General features: G+C 71.0%; 19 protein-coding genes and 1 pseudogene. 4 read left to right on the top strand and 16 right to left on the bottom strand.

The features are described from left to right. Nucleotides 1-11 precede the first annotated feature (11 nt). From D8M34_RS07765 to infC, 4 genes are all read right to left on the bottom strand, one after another. Nucleotides 12-824 carry a TrmH family RNA methyltransferase gene (locus D8M34_RS07765; protein ID WP_025105278.1) on the bottom strand — a complete coding sequence of 271 codons (813 nt, stop codon included), beginning with the start codon at nt 822-824 and terminating at the stop codon, nt 12-14. Between the two features lie 88 nt (nt 825-912). After that, entirely contained in the window at nt 913-1299 is a 387-nt protein-coding gene (rplT, locus tag D8M34_RS07760) for a 50S ribosomal protein L20 (protein WP_025105279.1), read from the bottom strand. Between the two features lie 32 nt (nt 1300-1331). Continuing rightward, entirely contained in the window at nt 1332-1526 is a 195-nt protein-coding gene (rpmI, locus tag D8M34_RS07755; RefSeq protein ID WP_025105280.1) for a 50S ribosomal protein L35, read from the bottom strand. A 72-nt stretch (nt 1527-1598) separates the two neighbouring features. Further along, nucleotides 1599-2213, bottom strand: a complete 615-nt coding sequence (infC, locus tag D8M34_RS07750; RefSeq protein ID WP_102209100.1) for a translation initiation factor IF-3 — start codon at nt 2211-2213, stop codon at nt 1599-1601. Nucleotides 2214-2470: 257 nt separating this feature from the next. Between infC and D8M34_RS07745 the strand changes: the two genes are divergently transcribed. After that, nucleotides 2471-2869: a DUF1844 domain-containing protein gene (locus D8M34_RS07745; RefSeq protein ID WP_025105282.1), complete on the top strand. Its 399-nt coding sequence runs from the start codon at nt 2471-2473 to the stop codon at nt 2867-2869. A gap of 18 nt (nt 2870-2887) precedes the next feature. Here D8M34_RS07745 and D8M34_RS07740 read toward each other — a convergent pair whose 3' ends face one another. From D8M34_RS07740 to D8M34_RS07715, 6 genes are all read right to left on the bottom strand, one after another. Further along, on the bottom strand, nt 2888-3685 hold the full coding sequence (locus D8M34_RS07740) for an SseB family protein (RefSeq protein WP_025105283.1): 798 nt from the start codon (nt 3683-3685) through the stop codon (nt 2888-2890). After that, nucleotides 3669-4415 (bottom strand): bifunctional 1-(5-phosphoribosyl)-5-((5-phosphoribosylamino)methylideneamino)imidazole-4-carboxamide isomerase/phosphoribosylanthranilate isomerase PriA, encoded by a 747-nt coding sequence (gene priA / locus D8M34_RS07735; protein WP_025105284.1) that lies wholly within the window; start codon nt 4413-4415, stop codon nt 3669-3671. The genes D8M34_RS07740 and priA overlap by 17 nt, the downstream gene beginning before the upstream one ends. Nucleotides 4416-4527: 112 nt before the next feature. Beyond that, on the bottom strand, nt 4528-5163 hold the full coding sequence (gene hisH / locus D8M34_RS07730; RefSeq protein ID WP_062764639.1) for an imidazole glycerol phosphate synthase subunit HisH: 636 nt from the start codon (nt 5161-5163) through the stop codon (nt 4528-4530). After that, entirely contained in the window at nt 5160-5777 is a 618-nt protein-coding gene (gene hisB, locus D8M34_RS07725) for an imidazoleglycerol-phosphate dehydratase HisB (protein ID WP_126893643.1), read from the bottom strand. Before hisB ends, hisH begins: the two co-directional genes overlap by 4 nt. Beyond that, the gene (locus D8M34_RS07720; RefSeq protein ID WP_172400031.1) at nt 5774-6868 is read right to left on the bottom strand and encodes a histidinol-phosphate transaminase; all 1095 of its coding nucleotides are present in this window, start codon (nt 6866-6868) and stop codon (nt 5774-5776) included. The genes hisB and D8M34_RS07720 overlap by 4 nt, the downstream gene beginning before the upstream one ends. Before the next feature lie 59 nt (nt 6869-6927). Further along, entirely contained in the window at nt 6928-7296 is a 369-nt protein-coding gene (locus D8M34_RS07715; RefSeq protein ID WP_025105288.1) for a LysM peptidoglycan-binding domain-containing protein, read from the bottom strand. A 283-nt stretch (nt 7297-7579) separates the two neighbouring features. Between D8M34_RS07715 and lexA the strand changes: the two genes are divergently transcribed. Next, a complete protein-coding gene (gene lexA, locus D8M34_RS07710; protein ID WP_025105289.1) occupies nt 7580-8266 on the top strand; it encodes a transcriptional repressor LexA in 687 nt (228 codons plus the stop codon). A gap of 82 nt (nt 8267-8348) precedes the next feature. On the opposite strand, the pseudogene metE reads toward lexA, so the two are convergent. Both metE and D8M34_RS07700 read right to left on the bottom strand, forming a co-directional pair. Continuing rightward, nucleotides 8349-10657, bottom strand: a pseudogene (gene metE, locus D8M34_RS07705) (5-methyltetrahydropteroyltriglutamate--homocysteine S-methyltransferase). 21 nt (nt 10658-10678) lie between these two features. Beyond that, on the bottom strand, nt 10679-11617 hold the full coding sequence (locus D8M34_RS07700) for a methylenetetrahydrofolate reductase (RefSeq protein WP_126893642.1): 939 nt from the start codon (nt 11615-11617) through the stop codon (nt 10679-10681). A gap of 184 nt (nt 11618-11801) precedes the next feature. Here D8M34_RS07700 and D8M34_RS07695 point away from each other — a divergent pair, with 184 nt between their 5' ends. Beyond that, on the top strand, nt 11802-13664 hold the full coding sequence (locus tag D8M34_RS07695; RefSeq protein WP_126893641.1) for a S9 family peptidase: 1863 nt from the start codon (nt 11802-11804) through the stop codon (nt 13662-13664). Nucleotides 13665-13674: 10 nt separating this feature from the next. Here D8M34_RS07695 and smpB read toward each other — a convergent pair whose 3' ends face one another. From smpB to ftsE, 3 genes are all read right to left on the bottom strand, one after another. Continuing rightward, nucleotides 13675-14151, bottom strand: a complete 477-nt coding sequence (gene smpB, locus D8M34_RS07690; protein WP_050722832.1) for an SsrA-binding protein SmpB — start codon at nt 14149-14151, stop codon at nt 13675-13677. Between the two features lie 68 nt (nt 14152-14219). Continuing rightward, the gene (gene ftsX, locus D8M34_RS07685; RefSeq protein ID WP_126893640.1) at nt 14220-15134 is read right to left on the bottom strand and encodes a permease-like cell division protein FtsX; all 915 of its coding nucleotides are present in this window, start codon (nt 15132-15134) and stop codon (nt 14220-14222) included. Next, on the bottom strand, nt 15131-16240 hold the full coding sequence (gene ftsE, locus D8M34_RS07680) for a cell division ATP-binding protein FtsE (RefSeq protein WP_126893639.1): 1110 nt from the start codon (nt 16238-16240) through the stop codon (nt 15131-15133). The genes ftsX and ftsE overlap by 4 nt, the downstream gene beginning before the upstream one ends. A 173-nt stretch (nt 16241-16413) precedes the next feature. On the opposite strand from ftsE, the gene D8M34_RS19520 reads away from it, so the two are divergent. Further along, nucleotides 16414-17769, top strand: coding sequence for a DUF2510 domain-containing protein (locus D8M34_RS19520; protein WP_238695617.1), 1356 nt, complete (start codon nt 16414-16416; stop codon nt 17767-17769). Between the two features lie 57 nt (nt 17770-17826). Here D8M34_RS19520 and prfB read toward each other — a convergent pair whose 3' ends face one another. Continuing rightward, nucleotides 17827-18936: a peptide chain release factor 2 gene (gene prfB / locus D8M34_RS07670; RefSeq protein WP_025105296.1), complete on the bottom strand. Its 1110-nt coding sequence runs from the start codon at nt 18934-18936 to the stop codon at nt 17827-17829. Nucleotides 18937-19002 lie beyond the last annotated feature (66 nt).

The raw sequence follows: 19002 nt of genomic DNA, 5'->3' as shown, positions 1-19002 counted from the left end.
GCCTCACCCGCTCAGCCGGCCGGAGCCGCGCGTTGGGCGAACGCGCTCTCGTACAGGCACACGCTCGCCGCGGTGGCCAGGTTCAGCGACTCCGCACGCCCGAAGATCGGCAGCCGGAGCACCCGGTCGGCCCTGGTCAGAGCCTCGTCCTCGAGCCCGCGCGCCTCGTTGCCGAACAGCCACGCGGTCGGCTCGCCGAGGACGCCGTCGGCGCGTGCGGCGAGGAGGTCGTCCCCCTTCACGTCCGCCGCGAGGATCTGCATTCCCGCCTCGTGCGCCCGCCGGACGACCTCATCGAGCTCGCCGCCCACCGAGACCGGGAGGTGGAAGAGCGAGCCGGTCGTCGCGCGCACCACCTTGGGGTTGTACGGATCGACGGTGCGGCCGGTCAGCACCACCGCGTCGGCGCCCGCCGCGTCCGCCGCGCGGATGATCGTGCCCAGGTTGCCGGGGTCGCGCACCTCCTCGCAGATCGCGATGAGGCGCGGCGTGCCGTCGAAGATCTCGCGGACCGAGGTCGGCGTCTGGCGGACCACCGCGACGAGTCCCTGGGGCGTCACCGTGTCGGCCATCGCGTTGAGCACGTCCTCGCTCACGTACTCGACCTCGACGTCGGCGTCCGCCGCCTTCGCGCGGATGTCCGCGTGCTTCTCCCAGCCGTGCGGGGTCGCGAAGAGCTCGACGATCGCATCCGGGCGGTACGTCAGCGCCTCACGGACGGACTGCGGACCTTCCAGCAGGAAAAGACCGGTCTCGGTGCGGGCGCTGCGCTTGGTCAGCTTGGCGACGGCACGGACTCGGGGGGAACGGGGGTTCTCCAGCACGAACTCAGTCTACGGTCAGCCCGACATCGTCCGGATACGCGGAACGGGCGCCTTCCCGGAGGAAGACGCCCGTTCGGAAGCGAGATGCTTACGCCGCGGACTTGGGCGCGTTGACGTCGGAAGGCAGAGCCTTCTTCGCCGTCTCGACCAGCGTCGCGAACGTCGCGGCGTCGTTCACCGCGAGGTCGGCGAGCATGCGACGGTCGACCGTGACACCCGCGAGGCCCAGCCCCTGGATGAAGCGGTTGTACGTCATGCCGTTCTGGCGGGCCGCAGCGTTGATGCGCTGGATCCACAGACGACGGAAGTCGCCCTTGCGCTTGCGGCGGTCCCGGTACGAGTAGACCAGGGAGTGGATGACCTGCTCCTTGGCCTTCCGGTAGAGGCGCGAACGCTGACCGCGGTAGCCGGAGGCGCGCTCGAGGATGACCCGACGCTTCTTGTGGGCGTTGACCGCCCGCTTGACTCTTGCCATTTTTCTGTGTTCCTATCCTGCGATCGGGCGCGTCAGCGACCGAGAAGCTTCTTCGCGACCTTGAAGTCCGCCTTCGCGAGCACCTGGTCCTGGTTCAGACGACGGGTGCGACGGCTCGACTTGTGCTCGAGGTTGTGGCGCATCCCGGCCTGCTGCTTCTTCAGCTTGCCGCTGCCGGTGATCTTGAAGCGCTTCTTAGCACCCGAGTGGGTCTTCTGCTTCGGCATCTTCTCTTCCTTCGTATGGCGCCTTCTCAGGCGACGGTGTCAACCCGCGGTGCGGGAGTTCTGGGGGCGGACCTACTCCGCCTTGGCGTCCGCGGAGGCGTCCGCGTCGTTCTTCGCGTCGCGCGCGGCCTGCTTGTTCGCGGCGCGCACGGCGTTCTGCTCCTGCTTCGCCTCGGACTTGCTCTTGTGCGGCGCGACGACCATCACCATGTTGCGGCCGTCGATGGTCGGGTTCGACTCGACCGTGCCGAACTCGGCGACGTCCTCGGCGAACTTGCGCAGCAGACGGACACCCTGCTCCGGGCGCGACTGCTCGCGACCGCGGAAGAGGATCATGGCCTTGACCTTGTCGCCGGCCTTGAGGAAGCCCTCGGCGCGCTTGAGCTTCGTCGTGTAGTCGTGCGCCTCGATCTTCAGACGGAAGCGGACTTCCTTGAGGATCGTGTTCGCCTGGTTGCGACGCGCTTCCTTTTCCTTCTGCGCGGCCTCGTACTTGAACTTGCCGTAGTCCATGATCTTGACGACGGGCGGCTTCGAGTTCGGGGCGACCTCGACGAGGTCGAGATCGGCTTCCTGGGCGAGACGCAGCGCTGCCTCGATGCGGACAACGCCGATCTGCTCACCCGCGGGGCCGACGAGGCGGACCTCGGGGACGCGGATGCGCTCATTGGTACGGGGATCGCTGATGCGGAGCTCCTTAGACGATGTGATTCGGCCACCGCGATGCTGTCTGCATCCCGGGCGAAATCGGAGTCGTCCCCCACCCACCGGCTCTCAGACGCCGGCTCCGCACCCTGTCTACCGGTCCTCTCGTGACGAGCGGAGCCGGCGGAGTGCAAGACCCGGTAGCCTGGAACGGCAAGCGCGGGTGGGAAGTGAATCCTCTTTCGTTCCGGAGCACGACGCTCCGGAGCCCGCCAAAGTCTAACAGAAAGCAAGGCGAAGTGACGAACCAGGCATCGGACGAGGCGGCCCGCGAGCGCGAGGAGCGATGGGCTCGGCAGGAGGAGGCAGCCTCCTCGGCCGTCCGTGACATCGCCGACGTCCCGGCCGTCGAGGTGATCACCACCGCCGCCGTGCACCTCATGAGCGCGGCGGCCGTGAAGCTCGGCCTCGCGGACGACCCGGACGCCGCGGCCCAGCTCGACCTGGACGAGGCGCGCAAGCTCATCAATGCCCTCGCGGGGCTCATCACCGCCGGCGCCCCGGAGATCAGCGACATGCACGCCCGGTCGCTGCGAGACGGCCTCCGGTCGCTGCAGCTCGCCTTCCGCGAGGCCTCGACGATCCCCGACCCGATCGGCAAGGGGCCGGGCGAGAAGTGGACCGGTCCCGTCACCTGATCCGGCTGACGCTCCGCCTCAGATGCTGCGGCGGAGCTTGACCGTCAGCGAGTCGGCGAGGACGGCGATCCGGTCGTCCGCTGCCCAGCGCTGAGCGAGCCGCGCGAGCACGGCATCCAGGACCTCTCGCTCCAGGCCGTCGACGAGCTCGAGGACCACGATGAGCTCCGGTCCGCGGAGGCGCGCGTCCGGGTCACCCGGCGCGACGGAGACGTCGATCACGGCGAGCTCGTGGGCGATGCTCTCCCGAAGGGCGGTGACGACCTCGGGAGAGAGGAAGCTCGGCTCCCACGCGTGCCCCTGCGCCACGGCCCAGACGGCGGGGCGGCGGATCACGAACTCGGTGTCGGACGTGGGGTCCAGCACGATGAGATCGGTGTCCTCCGACGACGCGGCCAGGGCCGCGCGAACGGCCTCGACCGGGATGGGGCGGGCCGACGGGTCCCAGCGCTGCATCGTCTCGACCGACGAGAACACCGGCTGGACGCGGCGCCCGTCCGGTGCGGCCACGGTGACGATCGAGAGCTCCTGCGTCTTGTCCACCGCGAGACCGCTGGGCGCCACGCCCTCCTCGCCCTTCTCCGCGATCAGGGGCACGAGCACCCGGGCGGAGCGGAACGCGTCGACGACCTCGGCCTGACTCCCCTCGCCCGCACGGAAGCGGTGCAGCGCGGCGAGCAGAGCGGGGTCCGCGGAGCCGTCGTCGGCCGCGTGCGGATTCGACTCGAAGCTGCGCCCCTCCCAGGGGACGCCGGCGGAATCGGCCCGGTTGTGCGACTCCGGACCGCAGGCGTGCGGATCAGTCTCCGGCGACATCCAGGGCCTCCGCGAGCGTGAAGGCGCCCGCGTACAGAGCCTTCCCGACGATGGCGCCCTCGACGCCCAGGGGCACGAGGTCGCGCAGCGCGGCGATGTCGTCGAGGTTCGAGATGCCGCCGGACGCGACGACCGGCTTCGGCGTGCGCGAGGTCACCTCGCGCAGGAGTTCCAGGTTCGGGCCGCGCAGCGTGCCGTCCTTGGTCACGTCGGTGACGACGTAGCGGCTGCAGCCGGCGTCCTCGAGGCGCTCGAGCACCTCCCAGAGGTCGCCGCCCTCCTTCGTCCAGCCGCGCGCCGCGAGGGTCGTGCCGCGGACGTCGAGGCCGACGGCGATCGCCTCACCGAAGCGGCTGATCACGTCGGCCGCCCACTCGGGGTTCTCCAGAGCGGCGGTGCCGAGGTTGATGCGGGCGGCGCCGCTCTCCAGAGCGGCCTCCAGGCTCGCGTCGTCCCGGATGCCGCCGGAGAGCTCGACGTTGACGTTCTTGAACTGCTTGATGACCTTGCGCAGGATCGGCGCGTTGCTGCCGCGTCCGAACGCCGCGTCGAGGTCGACGAGGTGGATCCAGGAGGCCCCCTGCGACACCCACTCCCCTGCCGCGTCGAGCGGGTCGCCGTAGCTCGTCTCGGTCCCGGCCTCCCCCTGCGTGAGACGGACCGCCTTGCCGCCGGCGACATCGACCGCGGGAAGGAGCGTGAGCGAGGGGGACTGCGCGAAGTCGTTCATGGGGTCCTTGGTTCGGGTGGGTCTGCGGCCCGAGCGGGCACGAGAGACGAGGGTAGTCCGCCGCGGGGCGCGGGACAAACCGCGTGACGCCGGGCGCCGACGCGGCTGGGGGTCAGAGGCTCTGCACCCAGTTCCGGAGCAGCTGGATGCCGGCGTCCCCGGACTTCTCCGGGTGGAACTGCGTCGCCGAGAGCGGGCCGTTCTCGACGGCCGCGAGGAAGGGGCCGCCGTAGGTCGCCCACGTGAGCACGGGCTGCGGGAACGGCGGGATCACGTCGAGCTCCCAGGACTGCGCGGCATAGGAGTGCACGAAGTAGAAGCGCTCCTGCTCGATGCCGCGGAACAGGACGGTGTCCTCCCCCGGCTCGACCGTGTTCCAGCCCATGTGCGGCAGGACCGGGGCGTCGAGCTCCGTCACAGCACCCGGCCACTCGCCGAGGCCCGCGGTGTCGTGCCCCCGCTCGACGCCGTGCTCGAACAGCACCTGCATGCCGACGCAGATGCCGAGCACCGGTCGGCCCCCCGCGAGACGACGGCCGATGATCTCGTCGCCGCCGTGGGCGTGCAGGGCGTCCCGCACAGCCTGGAAGGCGCCGACACCGGGCACGACGAACCCGTCGGCCTCCAGCGCCTCGGCGCGGTCGCGGGTCAGCACGGCATCGGCTCCCGCGGCGACGAGCGCCTTCACAGCGGAGTGGACGTTGCCGGACTCGTAGTCGAAGACGGCGACCCGCGGCGCGGCGCTCACAGCGCCCCCTTGGTCGACGGGATGCCGTCGACGAGAGGATCCACGGCCTTCGCCTGGCGGAACGCCCGCGCGAACGCCTTGAACTCGGCCTCGGCGATGTGGTGCGGGTCGCGCCCGCTCAGCACCCGCACGTGCACGGTCAGCGCGGCGTTGAAGGTGATGGCCTCGAAGACGTGCCGCACGAGGGATCCCGTGAAGTGCCCGCCGATCAGGTGGTGCTCGAAGCCCGCGGGCTCCCCCTCGTGCACGAGGTACGGGCGGCCGGAGATGTCGACGACCGCCTGCGCGAGCGCCTCGTCCAGGGGGACGAGGGCGTCGCCGTACCGGGAGATGCCGGACTTGTCTCCGAGGGCGGCCAGGATCGCCTGGCCGAGCACGATCGAGACGTCCTCCACGGTGTGGTGCGCGTCGATGTGGGTGTCCCCGGAGGCCCGCACGGTGAGATCCGTCAGCGAGTGCTTGGCGAAAGCCGTGAGCATGTGGTCGAAGAACGGCACCGAGGTGTCGATGCGGCTCGCACCGGTGCCGTCGAGGTTCAGCTCGACCTCGACGGTGGACTCCGACGTGCTGCGCACGCGGCTCGCGGTGCGTGCGGTGGGCGCGGGGATGGTCATGATGCCGATCCTATCGAGGCCAGGGCGTCCAGGAACGCCGTCGTCTCCGCCTCCGTGCCGGCGCTGACGCGCAGGTGGCCGGGGATGCCGACGTCGCGGACGAGCACGCCGCGGTCGTACAGCTGCTGCCACGTCGCCTGCGGATCCGCGACGCCGCCGAACAGCACGAAGTTGGACCACGAGAGGTGCGGGGTGTACCCGAGGGCTTCGAGCGTCGCCGTGATGCGGTCCCGCTGCTCCACGATCTCCTGCACCATGCCGAGCATGACGTCGGCGTTGCGGAGGGCGGCGACCGCGGCGGCCTGCGTCAGAGCGCTCAGGTGGTACGGCAGTCGCACGAGCCGGAGCGCGTCGATGAACGCCGGGTCGGCCGCGAGGTAGCCGACGCGGGCGCCGGCGAAGGCGAAGGCCTTGCTCATCGTTCGGGAGACGGCGAGGCGCGGCCGTCCTTCCAGGAGGGTAAGGGCCGACGCCGCATCCCGTGGCGCGAACTCCTGGTAGGCCTCGTCGACGATCACGACGCCGCGGGCCGCCTCGTAGACGGCCTCCACGACGTCGAGCCCCAGCGGGGTGCCGGTCGGGTTGTTCGGCGAGCAGAGGATCACGATGTCGGGGTCGGCCGCGCGCACCTGCTGCGCCGCCTCCTCCGGGGTGACCGTGTAGTCGGGCTGACGGGTGCCCGCGATCCAGGACGCGCCCGTCCCCTTCGCAATGAGCGGGTACATGGAGTACGTGGGCGCGAATCCGAAGGCCGTGCGTCCCGGCCCGCCGAACGCCTGGAAGATGTGCTGCAGCACCTCGTTGGACCCGTTGCCCGCCCAGATCTGCTCCGGCGTGAGGCCGTGACCCAGGTAGTCGGCGAACGCCTCCCGCAGCGTCGTGAACTCGCGGTCCGGGTACCGGTTCACGTCTCGGATCGCCACGGCGATGTCATCGAGGATGTCGCTCGCGACCTCGTCGGGAACCGGATGCGTGTTCTCGTTGACGTTCAGCGCCACCGGCAGCGGGGCCTGCGGCGCTCCGTACGGGGTGAGTCCGCGCAGATCGTCGCGGAGCGGGAGATCGTTGAGGGAGAAGGTCACCCTTCCCATCTTAAGAGGAGCAGGGAGAGCCGAGGTCATCGTGACGATTCGGCCGGGAGGACTCGGCGTCAGTCGGTGTACCGCGCCGGCAGTGCGAGCTCCTGGCCGACCTGGAGCTCCCCGCCGCGCAGCAGGTTCATGCGGGTGATCTCACCGATGACATCCCGCGGGTCGGCCTCGGGAGCGATGCTGCTCGCGATCGACCAGAGGGTGTCGCCGGGCATGACCGTGACGGTCTCGACGGAGACGGCCGGCGCATCCGCGCCGGAGGCGGTCGCGCTGCCTCCGCTGAGGGCGGCGAAGGCGATGCCCGCCGCGAGCGGGACGGACGCGAGCGCGAGCAGAGTGCGACGGCCGCGTGCCGTGATCCGCAGCCGGGTGGCCGGACGGGCCGATGCCGGGAGGGCGGTCGCGGTGCTGAGGCTGATGCTGCTCATGTCTGCTCCTTACTGTCCCGGTGCCGGAGCCCGGGGAGGTTGGCGTAGCTTTCGCATCCGCGCCTCGGCCGGGAGCCGTGGATGCGAAGCTACGTTCCGAAGATATCTTCGAGTTCGAACATCTGTCAAGCTGTCTTCGAAACCACGCCCCGCGAATCAGCCGACACGCTCGAACAGATCTTCCAGATCGGCGCTTTTCTCGGATACGGTTTCGATAAGGACACCCCACCACGGGCCACCGACATTCGAAGCGGCACGTCGGATCACGCAGTGAAGGAGCACCATGAGCGACACCTCAGCCCTCGAGTCCGAGGCGCCGCGCACCCGCCGTCGCAAGAGCCTCAGCCCGAAGCAGATGGCGATCCTCGAGGTCATCCAGGCCTCGATCGCGCAGAACGGCTATCCGCCGAGCATGCGCGAGATCGGCGACGCCGTCGGGCTCAAGTCGCTGTCCAGCGTCACCCACCAGCTCGGTCAGCTCGAGCTCAGCGGCTACCTGCGTCGCGACCCGGGCAAGACGCGTGCCATGGAGGTCCTCATCGACCTGCCCGGCACGGGCGCGGAGAACCCGGCGGACGTGGCGACCCCCGTGGGCGATGCCGCACTGGTCCCACTGGTGGGGCGTATCGCCGCGGGCGTGCCGATCACGGCGGATCAGCAGGTCGAGGAGATCTTCCCGCTCCCCCGGCAGCTCGTCGGCAAGGGCGACCTGTTCATGCTCAAGGTCTCCGGGGAGTCGATGATCGACGCCGCCATCTGCGACGGCGACTGGGTCGTCGTGCGCTCGCAGAACACGGCGGAGAACGGCGAGATCGTGGCTGCCATGCTCGACGGCGAGGCCACCGTCAAGGTGCTCCGTCGTCGCGACGGCCACACGTGGCTGCTTCCCCGCAACTCTGCCTTCGAGCCGATCCTGGGCGACGAGGCGGTCGTGCTCGGCAAGGTCGTCGCGGTCATGCGCGCCGTCTGAGTCACCGCATCGTCGGTGAGACGAGAACGAAGGCCCTCCCGGGCGCACCGGGAGGGCCTTCGTGTGTCCGGGGACGACCGCGTCAGGCGGTGACCACCACGTCTTCGCGCACGCGCCGCGTGGCCTCGACGATGTTCCGCAGCGACGCCGTGGTCTCGGCGTATCCACGGGTCTTCAGACCGCAGTCCGGGTTCACCCAGAGCTGACGGAGGGGGATCTCCTCCACCGCACGCCGCAGCAGGGACTCGACCTCCTCCACGGTGGGCACGCGCGGCGAGTGGATGTCGTACACGCCGGGGCCGATGCCGTGGTCGAAGCCCACCTCGGCGATGTCCGCGACGACCTCCATGCGGCTCCGGGCCGCCTCGATGGACGTGACGTCCGCGTCGAGCGCACGGATCGCGTCGATCACGACGCCGAACTCCGAGTAACAGAGGTGGGTGTGCACCTGGGTCGCCGCCGCAGCGCCGCCCGTGGCCAGACGGAACGAGGCGACGGACCAGTCGAGGTACGCCGGCTGGTCGGCCTGCTTCAGCGGGAGCAGCTCCCGGAGCGCCGGCTCGTCGACCTGGATCACCTGGATGCCCGCGGCCTCCAGGTCGGCGATCTCGTCGCGGAGCGCGAGCGCCACCTGGTTCGCCGTCTCCCCCAGCGGCTGGTCGTCGCGGACGAAGGACCACGCGAGGATCGTGACGGGGCCCGTGAGCATCCCCTTCATGTGCTTCGCCGTGAGCGACTGCGCGTACGCCGACCAGCCGACCGTGATGGGCGCGGGACGCGAGACGTCTCCCCAGAGGATCGATGGGCGCGTGGCTCGCGAGCCGTACGACTGCACCCATCCGTGCTGCGTGACCGCGAAGCCGTCGAGGTTCTCCGCGAAGTACTGCACCATGTCGTTGCGCTCCGGCTCACCGTGCACGAGGACGTCGAGACCGAGGTCCTCCTGCAGGGAGACGACCGCGGCGACCTCACGGCGCAGGAACTCCTCGTAGTCGTCCTCGGGGATCTCGCCGCGGAGGAACTGGGCGCGGGCGCGGCGGATGTCGCCGGTCTGCGGGAAGGAGCCGATCGTCGTCAGAGGCAGCGCCGGCAGGCCGAGGGCGTTCTGCGCCTCCTCCCGCTCCTGGTACGGGGCACGGGCGAAGTCGGCGTCGCTCAGCGCACGGGAACGCACCGCACCGTCGCGCACGCCGGGAGCGGTCAGGCGGTCCTGCAGCGCAGCGGTCGCGGCGTCCAGCTCGACCGCGATCGCCGTGCGCCCTTCGGACAGGCCGCGGGCGAGGGTCACGACCTGCTGCACCTTCTGATCCGCGAAGGCGAGCCAGGACACCAGGCGCGCGTCCAGCGCCGTCTCGTCCTCCACGTCGTGCGGCACGTGCAGCAGCGAGGTCGAGGTCGATGCCGACACCGGGGCCCCGAGCGCACGGAGCGCCTCCAGAGAGTCGAACGCCGCGGAGAGGTCGCCACGCCAGATGTTGTGACCGTCGATCACACCGCCGACGAGGGTCTTGCCCTCGAGGCCCGGCACCGCGTCGGGCACGGTGCCGCGCACGAGATCCACGGCGATGGCCTCGACGGGGGGGCGGCCACGGTCGCGAACGTCGCGCCGAGGCTCGCGTACGGGGCCGCGACGAGGATCGAGGGCCGCTCTTCGGCGTTCCCGAGCACCGCGAGCGCGCGCTCCGCGGCGGAGGCGAGCTGCGCGGTCGTCGCCGGCAGCGACTCGCTCACGAGGGCGGGCTCGTCGAGCTGCACCCACTCGGCGCCCGCGGCGCGCAGACGGGCGAGCAGGTCGACGTAGACCGGCAGGACGTCCTCCAGCCGCGAGAGCGGCTCGAAGCCCTCCGGCGCGTCGTCCGACGCCTTCGCGAGCGCCAGCAGCGTGACCGGTCCGACGACCACGGGACGCGTGACGAAGCCGGCGGCGACGGCCTCGGCGACCTCGCGCACCAGGCGGTCGCTGGCGAGGGTGAACACCGTCTCCGGACCGATCTCCGGCACGAGGTAGTGGTAGTTCGAGTCGAACCACTTCGTCATCTCCAGCGGCGCCCGCTCGCCTTCGCCGCGGGCGACGGTGAACAGGGCGGAGAGGCCGATCGACCCGTCGGCCTCGCGGAGGTCGTCGAAGCGGGCAGGGATCGCGCCGACCGTGACGGCGGCGTCGAGGACCTGGTCGTAGAAGGAGAAGGACTCCGGGATCGACGAGTCCGTGCGGCCGAGGCCGAGCCCCGCCAGGCGCTCGCGGGTCGCCGCGCGCAGTTCCGCGGCCGTCCGCTCCAGCTCCTGCTCGTCGATGCGGCCGGCCCAGAACGCCTCGACGGCCTTCTTGAGCTCGCGGCGACGGCCGATGCGGGGGTAGCCGAGGATGGTGCCCTCGGGGAATGCGGTCATGGTGTTTCCTTTCGGCGGGGACTAGTGCCGGAGCGCCGGGACGATGCCGGCTTCGGCGAGGACGGTCAGGACGGTCTCGTGCTGGTTGAAGGCGTACAGATGCACGCCGGGGGCCCCGCCGGCGACGACGTCGGCGGCGAGGCGCGCGGCCCAGGAGATCCCGATCTCCCGGCGCCCTTCGGCGGTCGGCTCGACATCGAGGGCGATCGCGAGCTCGCTGGGCAGGTCCTCCCCGGTCAGCTCCAGCACCCGGGCGAGCCGGGCCGGCGATGTGATCGGCATGATGCCGGGGAGGATCGGGATGGTGACGCCTCCGGCGCGGGCGCGCTCCACGAAGGCGAGGTAGTCATCGGGGTGGAAGAAGAGCTGCGTGATGGCGAAGGTCGCCCCCGCGGCCTGCTTGGCGAGCAGCGCCTCGACATCCTGCGTGCGGTGCGTGGCCCGGGGGTGCCCCTTCGGGAACGCGGCGACCGCGATGTCGACCTTCTGCCGCGGGGCCACGAGCGCGGCTCCGGGGAGACCGGGGACCGGAGACTCCTGGTACGGCGCGCGCTCGGCCTGGACGCGATCGATGAGCTGCACGAGCTGGGCGGCGCTCTCCAGGTCCCCCAGGAAGGGCTCGCGCTGCCCCGCGGGCGGGTCTCCGCGCAGGGCGAGGAAGCGGAGGATCCCGGCGTCGAGGAACTCCCGGATGAGCGCGGTAGCTCCGGCGTAGGTGTTGCCGACGCAGGTGAGATGAGCGAGGGGTTCGACGTCGGTGTGCTCCCGGATGAAGCGCAGCACATCGAGCGAGCGGCCGCCGGTCGAGCCGCCGGCGCCGTAGGTCACCGACAGGAACTCCGGGCCGGCCGCGGCGAGACGACGGACGGTCTCGTGCAGGGCCTCCTGGCTCGACTCCGAGCGCGGCGGGTAGAGCTCGAAGGAGAACGGCACGCGGGAGGCGTCGAACGTGGAAGACATCTTCTCTCCAGGGGACAGGGGCCGGGGTCCGCGCACGACGAAGAGCACGTCGTTCGCGGGCGGGTGCCGGGCTCGGCTGTCGCTCCACGCCCGGGATGAACCGGGCGTTTCCAGAAACCTAGAACACGCCCTCGGCCCGCCGCACGAGTGTGACGTCGTGTGTCACCGCCCGTAGGCTCGAGGCATGTCCTCACCGTTCGGCTCCTGGTCCTCCCCCTTCACCGCCGCAGCCGTCGCAGGAGCGGCACCGCGCATCGACGGGGCCCGCTTCGTGGGCGACGAGGTGTGGTGGGCCGAGTCCGTGCCGGCTGAGGGCGGACGCGTCACGGTGCGCAGCTCGACGGGCGCGGAGATCCTCCCGGCACCCTGGAACGCCCGCTCCCGCATGCACGAGTACGGGGGCGGCGCCTGGACCGTCGACGGCGACACCCTGTACTTCGTCTCCGGAGCCGACCAGCGCGTGCACCGGATGGATCGCGGGACGGAGCCGAGCCCCCTCACCGCCGCCGGCCCCGCGTACGGCGGGCTGCGCGTGCAGAGCGGCCGACTGCTGGCCGTGCGGGAAGACCTCTCGACCGACCCGCACCGCCGCGCGATCGTGGAGATCCCCGTGGACGGTTCGGCCGCCGAGGACGCCTCCGCGATCCGGGTGATCGTCGAGGGTCCCGGCTTCTTCGCCCATCCCGCGCTCTCGCCCGACGGCAGCCGCGTCGCCTGGGTCGAATGGCAGGCGGACGGCATGCCCTGGGAGAGAGCCGCGCTCGCGATCGGATCCGCGGCCGGCGGGACGATCACCCGGGTCCCCACCTCCGCCGCCCTGCAGCCGGAATGGATCGGCGACGACGCGCTCGTGTTCGCCGACGACGGCTCGGGACGCTGGCAGCTCCATCACCTCACGCTCGACGGCCTCCAGGCCGGTGCCTCCCGCCCGCTCACCTCATCCGACGCGGACACCGGCTACGGCCTGTGGGTGCTCGGCAACCGCTGGTTCCAGCCGCTGGCGGACGGCCGCCTCGTGGCCGTCCGCACCGACGGCCGCGACGAGGTGCAGCTCGTGTCCCCGGACGGCGAGACGCGCGCCATCGCGGTCCCGGGCGACGGGCATCTCAGTGTGGACGACGTCTCCGGCTCCCGCGTGCTGCTCAGCGGAGACGGCTCGCGCGTGACCTCCGGCATCTGGTGCGTCGACGTCGACAGCGGGGCCGTCGAGACCGTCACCGGCGGCGCTCCGGTCGACGAGCACTGGATGCCGGCGGCCCAGCAGCTCGTCGTGGAGGGGGCGCACGGCCCCGTGCACGCCTTCGCTTATCCGCCCGCCGCGCCCGGAGAGCCCCGCGGCGCCGACGGCGAGCTCCCGCCCTACATCGTGCTCGTGCACGGCGGGCCCACCGCCCATGTCACGGGAGCGGCCTCCGCCTCGATCGCCTTCTTCACGAGCCGGGGAATCGGGGTCCTCGACGTGAACTACGGCGGGTCCACCGGTTACGGTCGGGCGTACCGCGACCGCCTGCAGGGACAGTGGGGCGTCGTGGACGTGGACGACGTGATCGCGGCCGCCCGCGGGCTCACCGACGCCGGGCTCGCCGATCCCGCGCGCATCGCCATCCGCGGCGGCTCGGCGGGCGGCTGGACGGTGCTCTCGGCGCTCGTGCGGGGTGGCACGTTCGCCGCGGGCATCAGCCGCTACGGCGTCGCGGATCTGCGGATGCTCGCCGCCGAGACCCACGACTTCGAGGCGTCGTACCTCGACGGCCTCGTCGGTCCGCTCCCCGCCGCCGAGGACGTGTACATCGAGCGCTCGCCTCTGACCCACGCCGACCGCATCGACGTGCCGGTGCTGCTGCTGCAGGGCGGGGAGGACCGCGTCGTGCCGCCGTCCCAGTCGGAGGCCATCCGCGACGCGCTGGCGGCGAACGGCATCGACCACGAGTACGTGCTGTACCCGGGCGAGGGTCACGGGTTCCGCAGCGCCGAGACCATCGTCGACGCGCTGGAACGCGAACTCGCGTTCCTCGGCCGGGTGTTCGGCTTCACGCCGAGCCTCTGAGCGCGGGCGGCTACTCGCCCACCCGGTTGCGCAGCCGCATCGCCCGCTCGGCCTCACGGGTGTCCTGGCGTTCGCGGAGGGTCTGACGCTTGTCGTACTCGCGCTTGCCCTTCGCGAGAGCGATCTCGACCTTGGCGCGACCGTCGGAGAAGTACAGCTTGAGCGGGATGAGCGTGTATCCGCCCGCGGAGACGGCGTGGGCGAGCTTCGCGATCTCCTCCCGGTGCAGGAGGAGCTTGCGGATGCGCTTGGCCGAGTGGTTCGTCCAGTGCCCCTGCGAGTACTCCGGGATGTGCACGGCGTCGAGGAAGACCTCGTTGCCCTTCACGAACGCGTACCCGTCGCTGAGGTTCGCGCGCCCCTGACGGAGCGACTTCACCTCGGTGCCGGTGAGCACCATCCCCGCCTCGTACGACTTCTCGATGTTGTAGTCGTGACGCGCGCGACGATTGGTCGCGATGACCTTCTCCCCGCGTTCCCTGGGCATGATGATCTCCTGTGCTGTGGTGCCGTGGACGGCTCGGCAGCAGATCGGCCGAGCAGCCTTTCAGGGTATCAGGTGCGCAGCCACCGTCGGATCGCGAAGCCCGCCGACAGGGCCGCGAGGACCACGCCGATCCCGACGAGGACCGGGACGACGAGGGCAGCATCCTGCATGGTCACCCAGGTGGTGATGAAGGGCACGCGGCCGCGCAGGTAGCCGTTCACGCCGAAGTGCATGCCCGCGACGACGGCGCCACTGGCCAGGGCGGAGCCCAGCAGCGCGGCGAACACGCCCTCCAGCACGAACGGGGTCTGGATGAAGCGGTTCGACGCGCCCACGAGGCGCATGATGCCGATCTCCTTGCGCCGCGCGTAGGCCGACAACCGGATCGTCGTGCCGATCAGCAGCGTCGCGGCGATGAGCATGAGCACGGCGATGCCGACGGCGATGTAGGTGGCCACCGTGAGCGCGGAGAACAGCGGTTCGAGGTATTGGAGCTGGTCCTGGACCTGCTCCACTCCTGCTTGGCCGCTGAACGCCTCGGCGAGCACCTGCGACTGGCCCGGGTCCTTCATGGTCACGAAGAAGACCTCGAACGCCTGGTCGGGCGAGAGCACGCTGGCCTGCTCCTCCCCCACCTGCTCGACGAGCTTGGCGTACGTCTCCTCCTTCGTGTCGAAGGTCATGGAGCTGATGAGCGGCGACAGCGCGTCGCCCTCGAGCTGGGCGCGCACGGCGGCGACCTGCTCCTCGCTCGCCGCACCGTCCACGCAGGTGTCCGACTCCGACACCGCGGAGCACATGTACACCGCCACCTGGGCGCGCTCGGCCCAGTAGCCGCGCATCACGCCGATCTGCGACTGCATGAGGATCGCGGCGCCGACGAACGTCAGCGACACGAACGTGACGAGCACGACGGAGATCACCATCGAGATGTTGCGCCGCAGGCCGACGAGGGCCTCGGTCAGGATCAGGCCGATTCTCATGAGGTCGGGCCCACTTCCTCGTCGTCCTGGTCCGACAGGCCGAGGCGGTCTGCCACGCCGAGCTCGGCGACGTCCACCTCCGGGATCACGATCGGACGCGTCCCGGGCGCCCCGGGGGCGGGGCGCGCGGCGGCGGACGGCGGCGATGCGGCCGGGGGATGCACCACGTCCGGCGGTTCGACCACGCCGGGCTCCCGTGCGGGCTCCGGCGGCTCGACCACCTGCGGGGCCGGGTCGGCGCCGGGCTTGGTGACCGCGGGAGACGCGGCCGCGGCCCGGCGTTGGGCGTCCAGCTCCTCGGCCAGTGCGGCGCGCACCACGGAGAGGTCGGCGGTCTGGCGCTGCACCTCCTGCACGGCGGTGAGAGCGGCGGCGGCCGCGGCACCGCGGACCTCCTCCGGCACCAGGCGCGGGATGTTCGAGGTGTCGCCGTATCCGCCGTGCACCTCGTCGCGGACCATCTCGCCGTCGCGGAGCTCGATCACGCGGCGGCGCATCTGGTCGACGAAGCCGGCCTCGTGCGTGGCCATGAGCACCGTCGTGCCGCCCGCGTTGATCCGGGCGAGCAGCTGCATGATGTCGACGGAGGTCGCGGGGTCGAGGTTTCCGGTGGGCTCGTCGGCCAGCAGCACTTGCGGACGGTTGACGAGCGCCCTGGCGATCGCGACGCGCTGCTGCTCCCCGCCGGAGAGCTCGTGCGGCATGCGCTTCTCCTTGCCGTCGAGCCCGACGAGCGCGAGCGCCTCGGGAACGGCCTGCTGGATGAAGCCGCGGGACGAGCCGGTGACCTGCAGCGTGAAGGCGACGTTCTGATAGACCGTCTTGGACGGCAGCAGCCGGAAGTCCTGGAACACCGAGCCGATGTGCCGACGGAAGTAGGGCACCTTCCGGTTCGCGAGCGCCCGCAGGTCGCGGCCGAGGACGGCCACCCGACCGCTCGTCGGCACGTCCTCGCGGAGGATGAGGCGCAGACAGGAGGACTTGCCGGACCCGGAGGCACCGACGAGGAAGACGAACTCCCCGCGCTGCACCTCGAAGTCGACACCGGACAGGGCGGGCTTCGACGTCCCGCGGTAGCGTTTCGTGACGTTCTCGAACCGAATCATGGCGAATCGAGCCTAAGCGCGCCACCGCCTCCGGCTCGGCACGACACCCCGCCGCGCAGCACGCCGCCCTGCGATTCCTCCGCGCCCCGGCCCCACCGGCGTCGTCGCCCGCTGCTATACATGGAGTGTCGATTCGCGTGCCCCACGCGAGCGCACACACGGAGGGGATCCCCATGACGACACCTGCTGGTTGGTACGACGACGGCTCCGGGCGCCTGCGCTGGTGGGACGGCCAGCAGTGGACCGAGCACTTCGCCCCGGAGACGACGGCGACAGGCGACACCACCGCGACGGCGACTGACGACACCACCGCGACGGCGACCGAAGACGCGGGCGCGGAGGGCACCCCGGCGGAGAGCCCCGCCGCGGCGACCGACGACCGCGCTCCCCTCGGAGAGGAGACGACGGCGTCGGCGGAGACCGTCACTCCCGAGCCCGTCGCCGCTGAGCGCGAGATCGCTCCGGACGAGCCCGCGACCGAGTTCATCGTCGCGCCTGAGCCGGCACAGGACTGGACCGCACCGACCAGCGGCGCGCACGAGCTCCCCGGCGCGGCGCCGATCGTTCCGCCGGCCGGTGCCGGTCAGGACGCGTACCAGGGCCAGGGCGGCTACCCGGCACCGGGCGCGTACCCGGGTGCGCAGGGCGCCGGCGGATACCCGGGCCAGGCACCGGGCGCTCAGGGAACGTATGCGGGGCAGGGGGCGTATCCCGGTCAAGGCGCGTACCCCGGTCAGGGCGCGTACCCCGGTCAGGGCGCGTACCCCGGTCAGGCGCCGGATCCCGCGGCGCCGAAGAAGGTCTCGGTGCTCGGACTCGTCGGCCTCGGGCTCGCCGCGCTCGGCCTCCTCCTTGCGTTCATCCCCGTGACGCTGCCGTTCGCCTGGTTCCTCCTGGCGGCCGGGTTCATCGTCTCGCTCATCTCCCTGTTCCTGAAGGGCACCAAGTGGCCGGGGATCACCGGGCTCGGGGTGTCGGTGCTCGGTGGCATCGTCGCGATCGTCGTGAGCATCTTCTTCGTGCTGGCCGTCGCGAACACCGTGCGTCCGGTCACGCTTCCCGACTACGACGAGGGCACGACTCAGAGCCCGGCGCCGGAGACCGACGACACCGGCGACGCGGGTACGGGTGAGGTCGCCGAGGGCACGCTGGGAGAGCCGGTCACCGTGCCGCAGCTCGAGGGCACGGCCGAGGTCACCATCCGTTCCGCCACGTTCGGGCCGAGCAACGGCTCGGACTTCGAGGCGAACAACGGCGGCTACCTGGTGATCGACGTGGCCTGGGAGACGCTCGACGGGACCACCTACGTCAACCCGCTCTACTTCTCCGTCGAGACCGCAGACGGCACCGAGGGCGACTACGACATCTTCGGCGAGGCGACGCTGGAGTCCAGCGAGCAGGACGCCGGGTCCACGGCGGAGGGCACCGTCTCGTTCGACGTCGCCGAGAGCCCGTCCTACGTGGTCGTCATCACGGACGAGATGCTGCAGGAGGTCGCGCGCGTGACCGTCGAGGCGTCGGCTCGCTGACCCGTCCGCACCGCACGACGAAGGCCCCGGGAGCTCCCGGGGCCTTCGTCGTAGGGGTCAGTCCTCGTCTTTGCGCTTGCGCCAGCGGATGCCCGCCGAGATGAAGTCGTCGAGGTCGCCGTCGAACACGGCGGCGGGGTTGCCGGACTCCTGGCCCGTACGGAGGTCTTTCACGAGCTGCTGTCCGTAGAGGAAGTAGGAGCGCATCTGATCGCCCCAGCTCGCGGTGATGTTGCCCGCAAGTTCCTTCTTCTTGGCGGCCTCCTGCTCCTTCTGCAGCAGGAGGAGGCGGTTCTGCAGCACGCGCATGGCCGCGGCGCGGTTCTGGATCTGCGACTTCTCGTTCTGCATCGACACGACGATGCCGGTCGGGAGGTGGGTGATGCGCACGGCGGAGTCGGTCGTGTTGACGGACTGGCCACCGGGGCCGGAGGAGCGGAAGACGTCGACCCGGATGTCGCTCTCGGGGATGTCGACCTCGGTCGCCTCCTCCATGAGCGGGATGACCTCGACCGCGGCGAACGACGTCTGGCGCTTGTCCGCGGAGCCGAACGGGCTGATGCGGGCGAGGCGGTGCGTGCCGGCCTCGACCGAGATCGTGCCGAAAGCGTACGGCGCGTCGATCTCGAAGGTCGCCGACTTGATGCCCGCGCCCTCCGCGTACGAGGTGTCCATGACCTTCACGGGGTACTTGTGACGCTCCGCCCAGCGCAGGTACATGCGCATGAGCATCTCGGCGAAGTCGGTGGCGTCGTCGCCGCCGGCGCCGGAGCGGATGGTGACGATGGCGCTGCGCTCGTCGTACTCGCCGTCGAGCAGCGTCTGCACCTCGAGCTGGTTGATGAGGTCGGTGAGCGTCTGCAGCTCCTTGCGCGCCTCGATCGCCGACTCCTCGTCACCCATCTCGTTCGCCAGATCGACGAGCACCTCGAGGTCGTCGAGGCGCTGGGCGATGCCGGTGATGCGGGCGAGCTCCGACTGACGGTGGCTCAGCGCGCTGGTGACCTTCTGGGCGTTCTCGGTGTCGTCCCAGAGGTCGGGCGCGCCGGCCTCCTCGCTGAGACGCGCGATGTCCTCGCGGAGACGGTTGACATCGACGACCTCGCTGATGTCGCCGAAGGTGTGCCTGAGCGCCTGGATTTCGGCGGAGAGATCTAGTTCGAGCATGACACCTCAGCCTAACGTGCCGCCCGCGCGCGCGGGGACGGTGGTGTCCGGTCGTCCGCGCCGACC

It is taken from the genome of Microbacterium sp. HSID17254, from assembly GCF_003989315.1.
In the GTDB taxonomy this organism is placed as follows: Bacteria; Actinomycetota; Actinomycetes; order Actinomycetales; family Microbacteriaceae; genus Microbacterium.
Note: the sequence above shows the minus strand (reverse complement) of the source record. Positions and strands in the feature narration are given on the sequence as shown.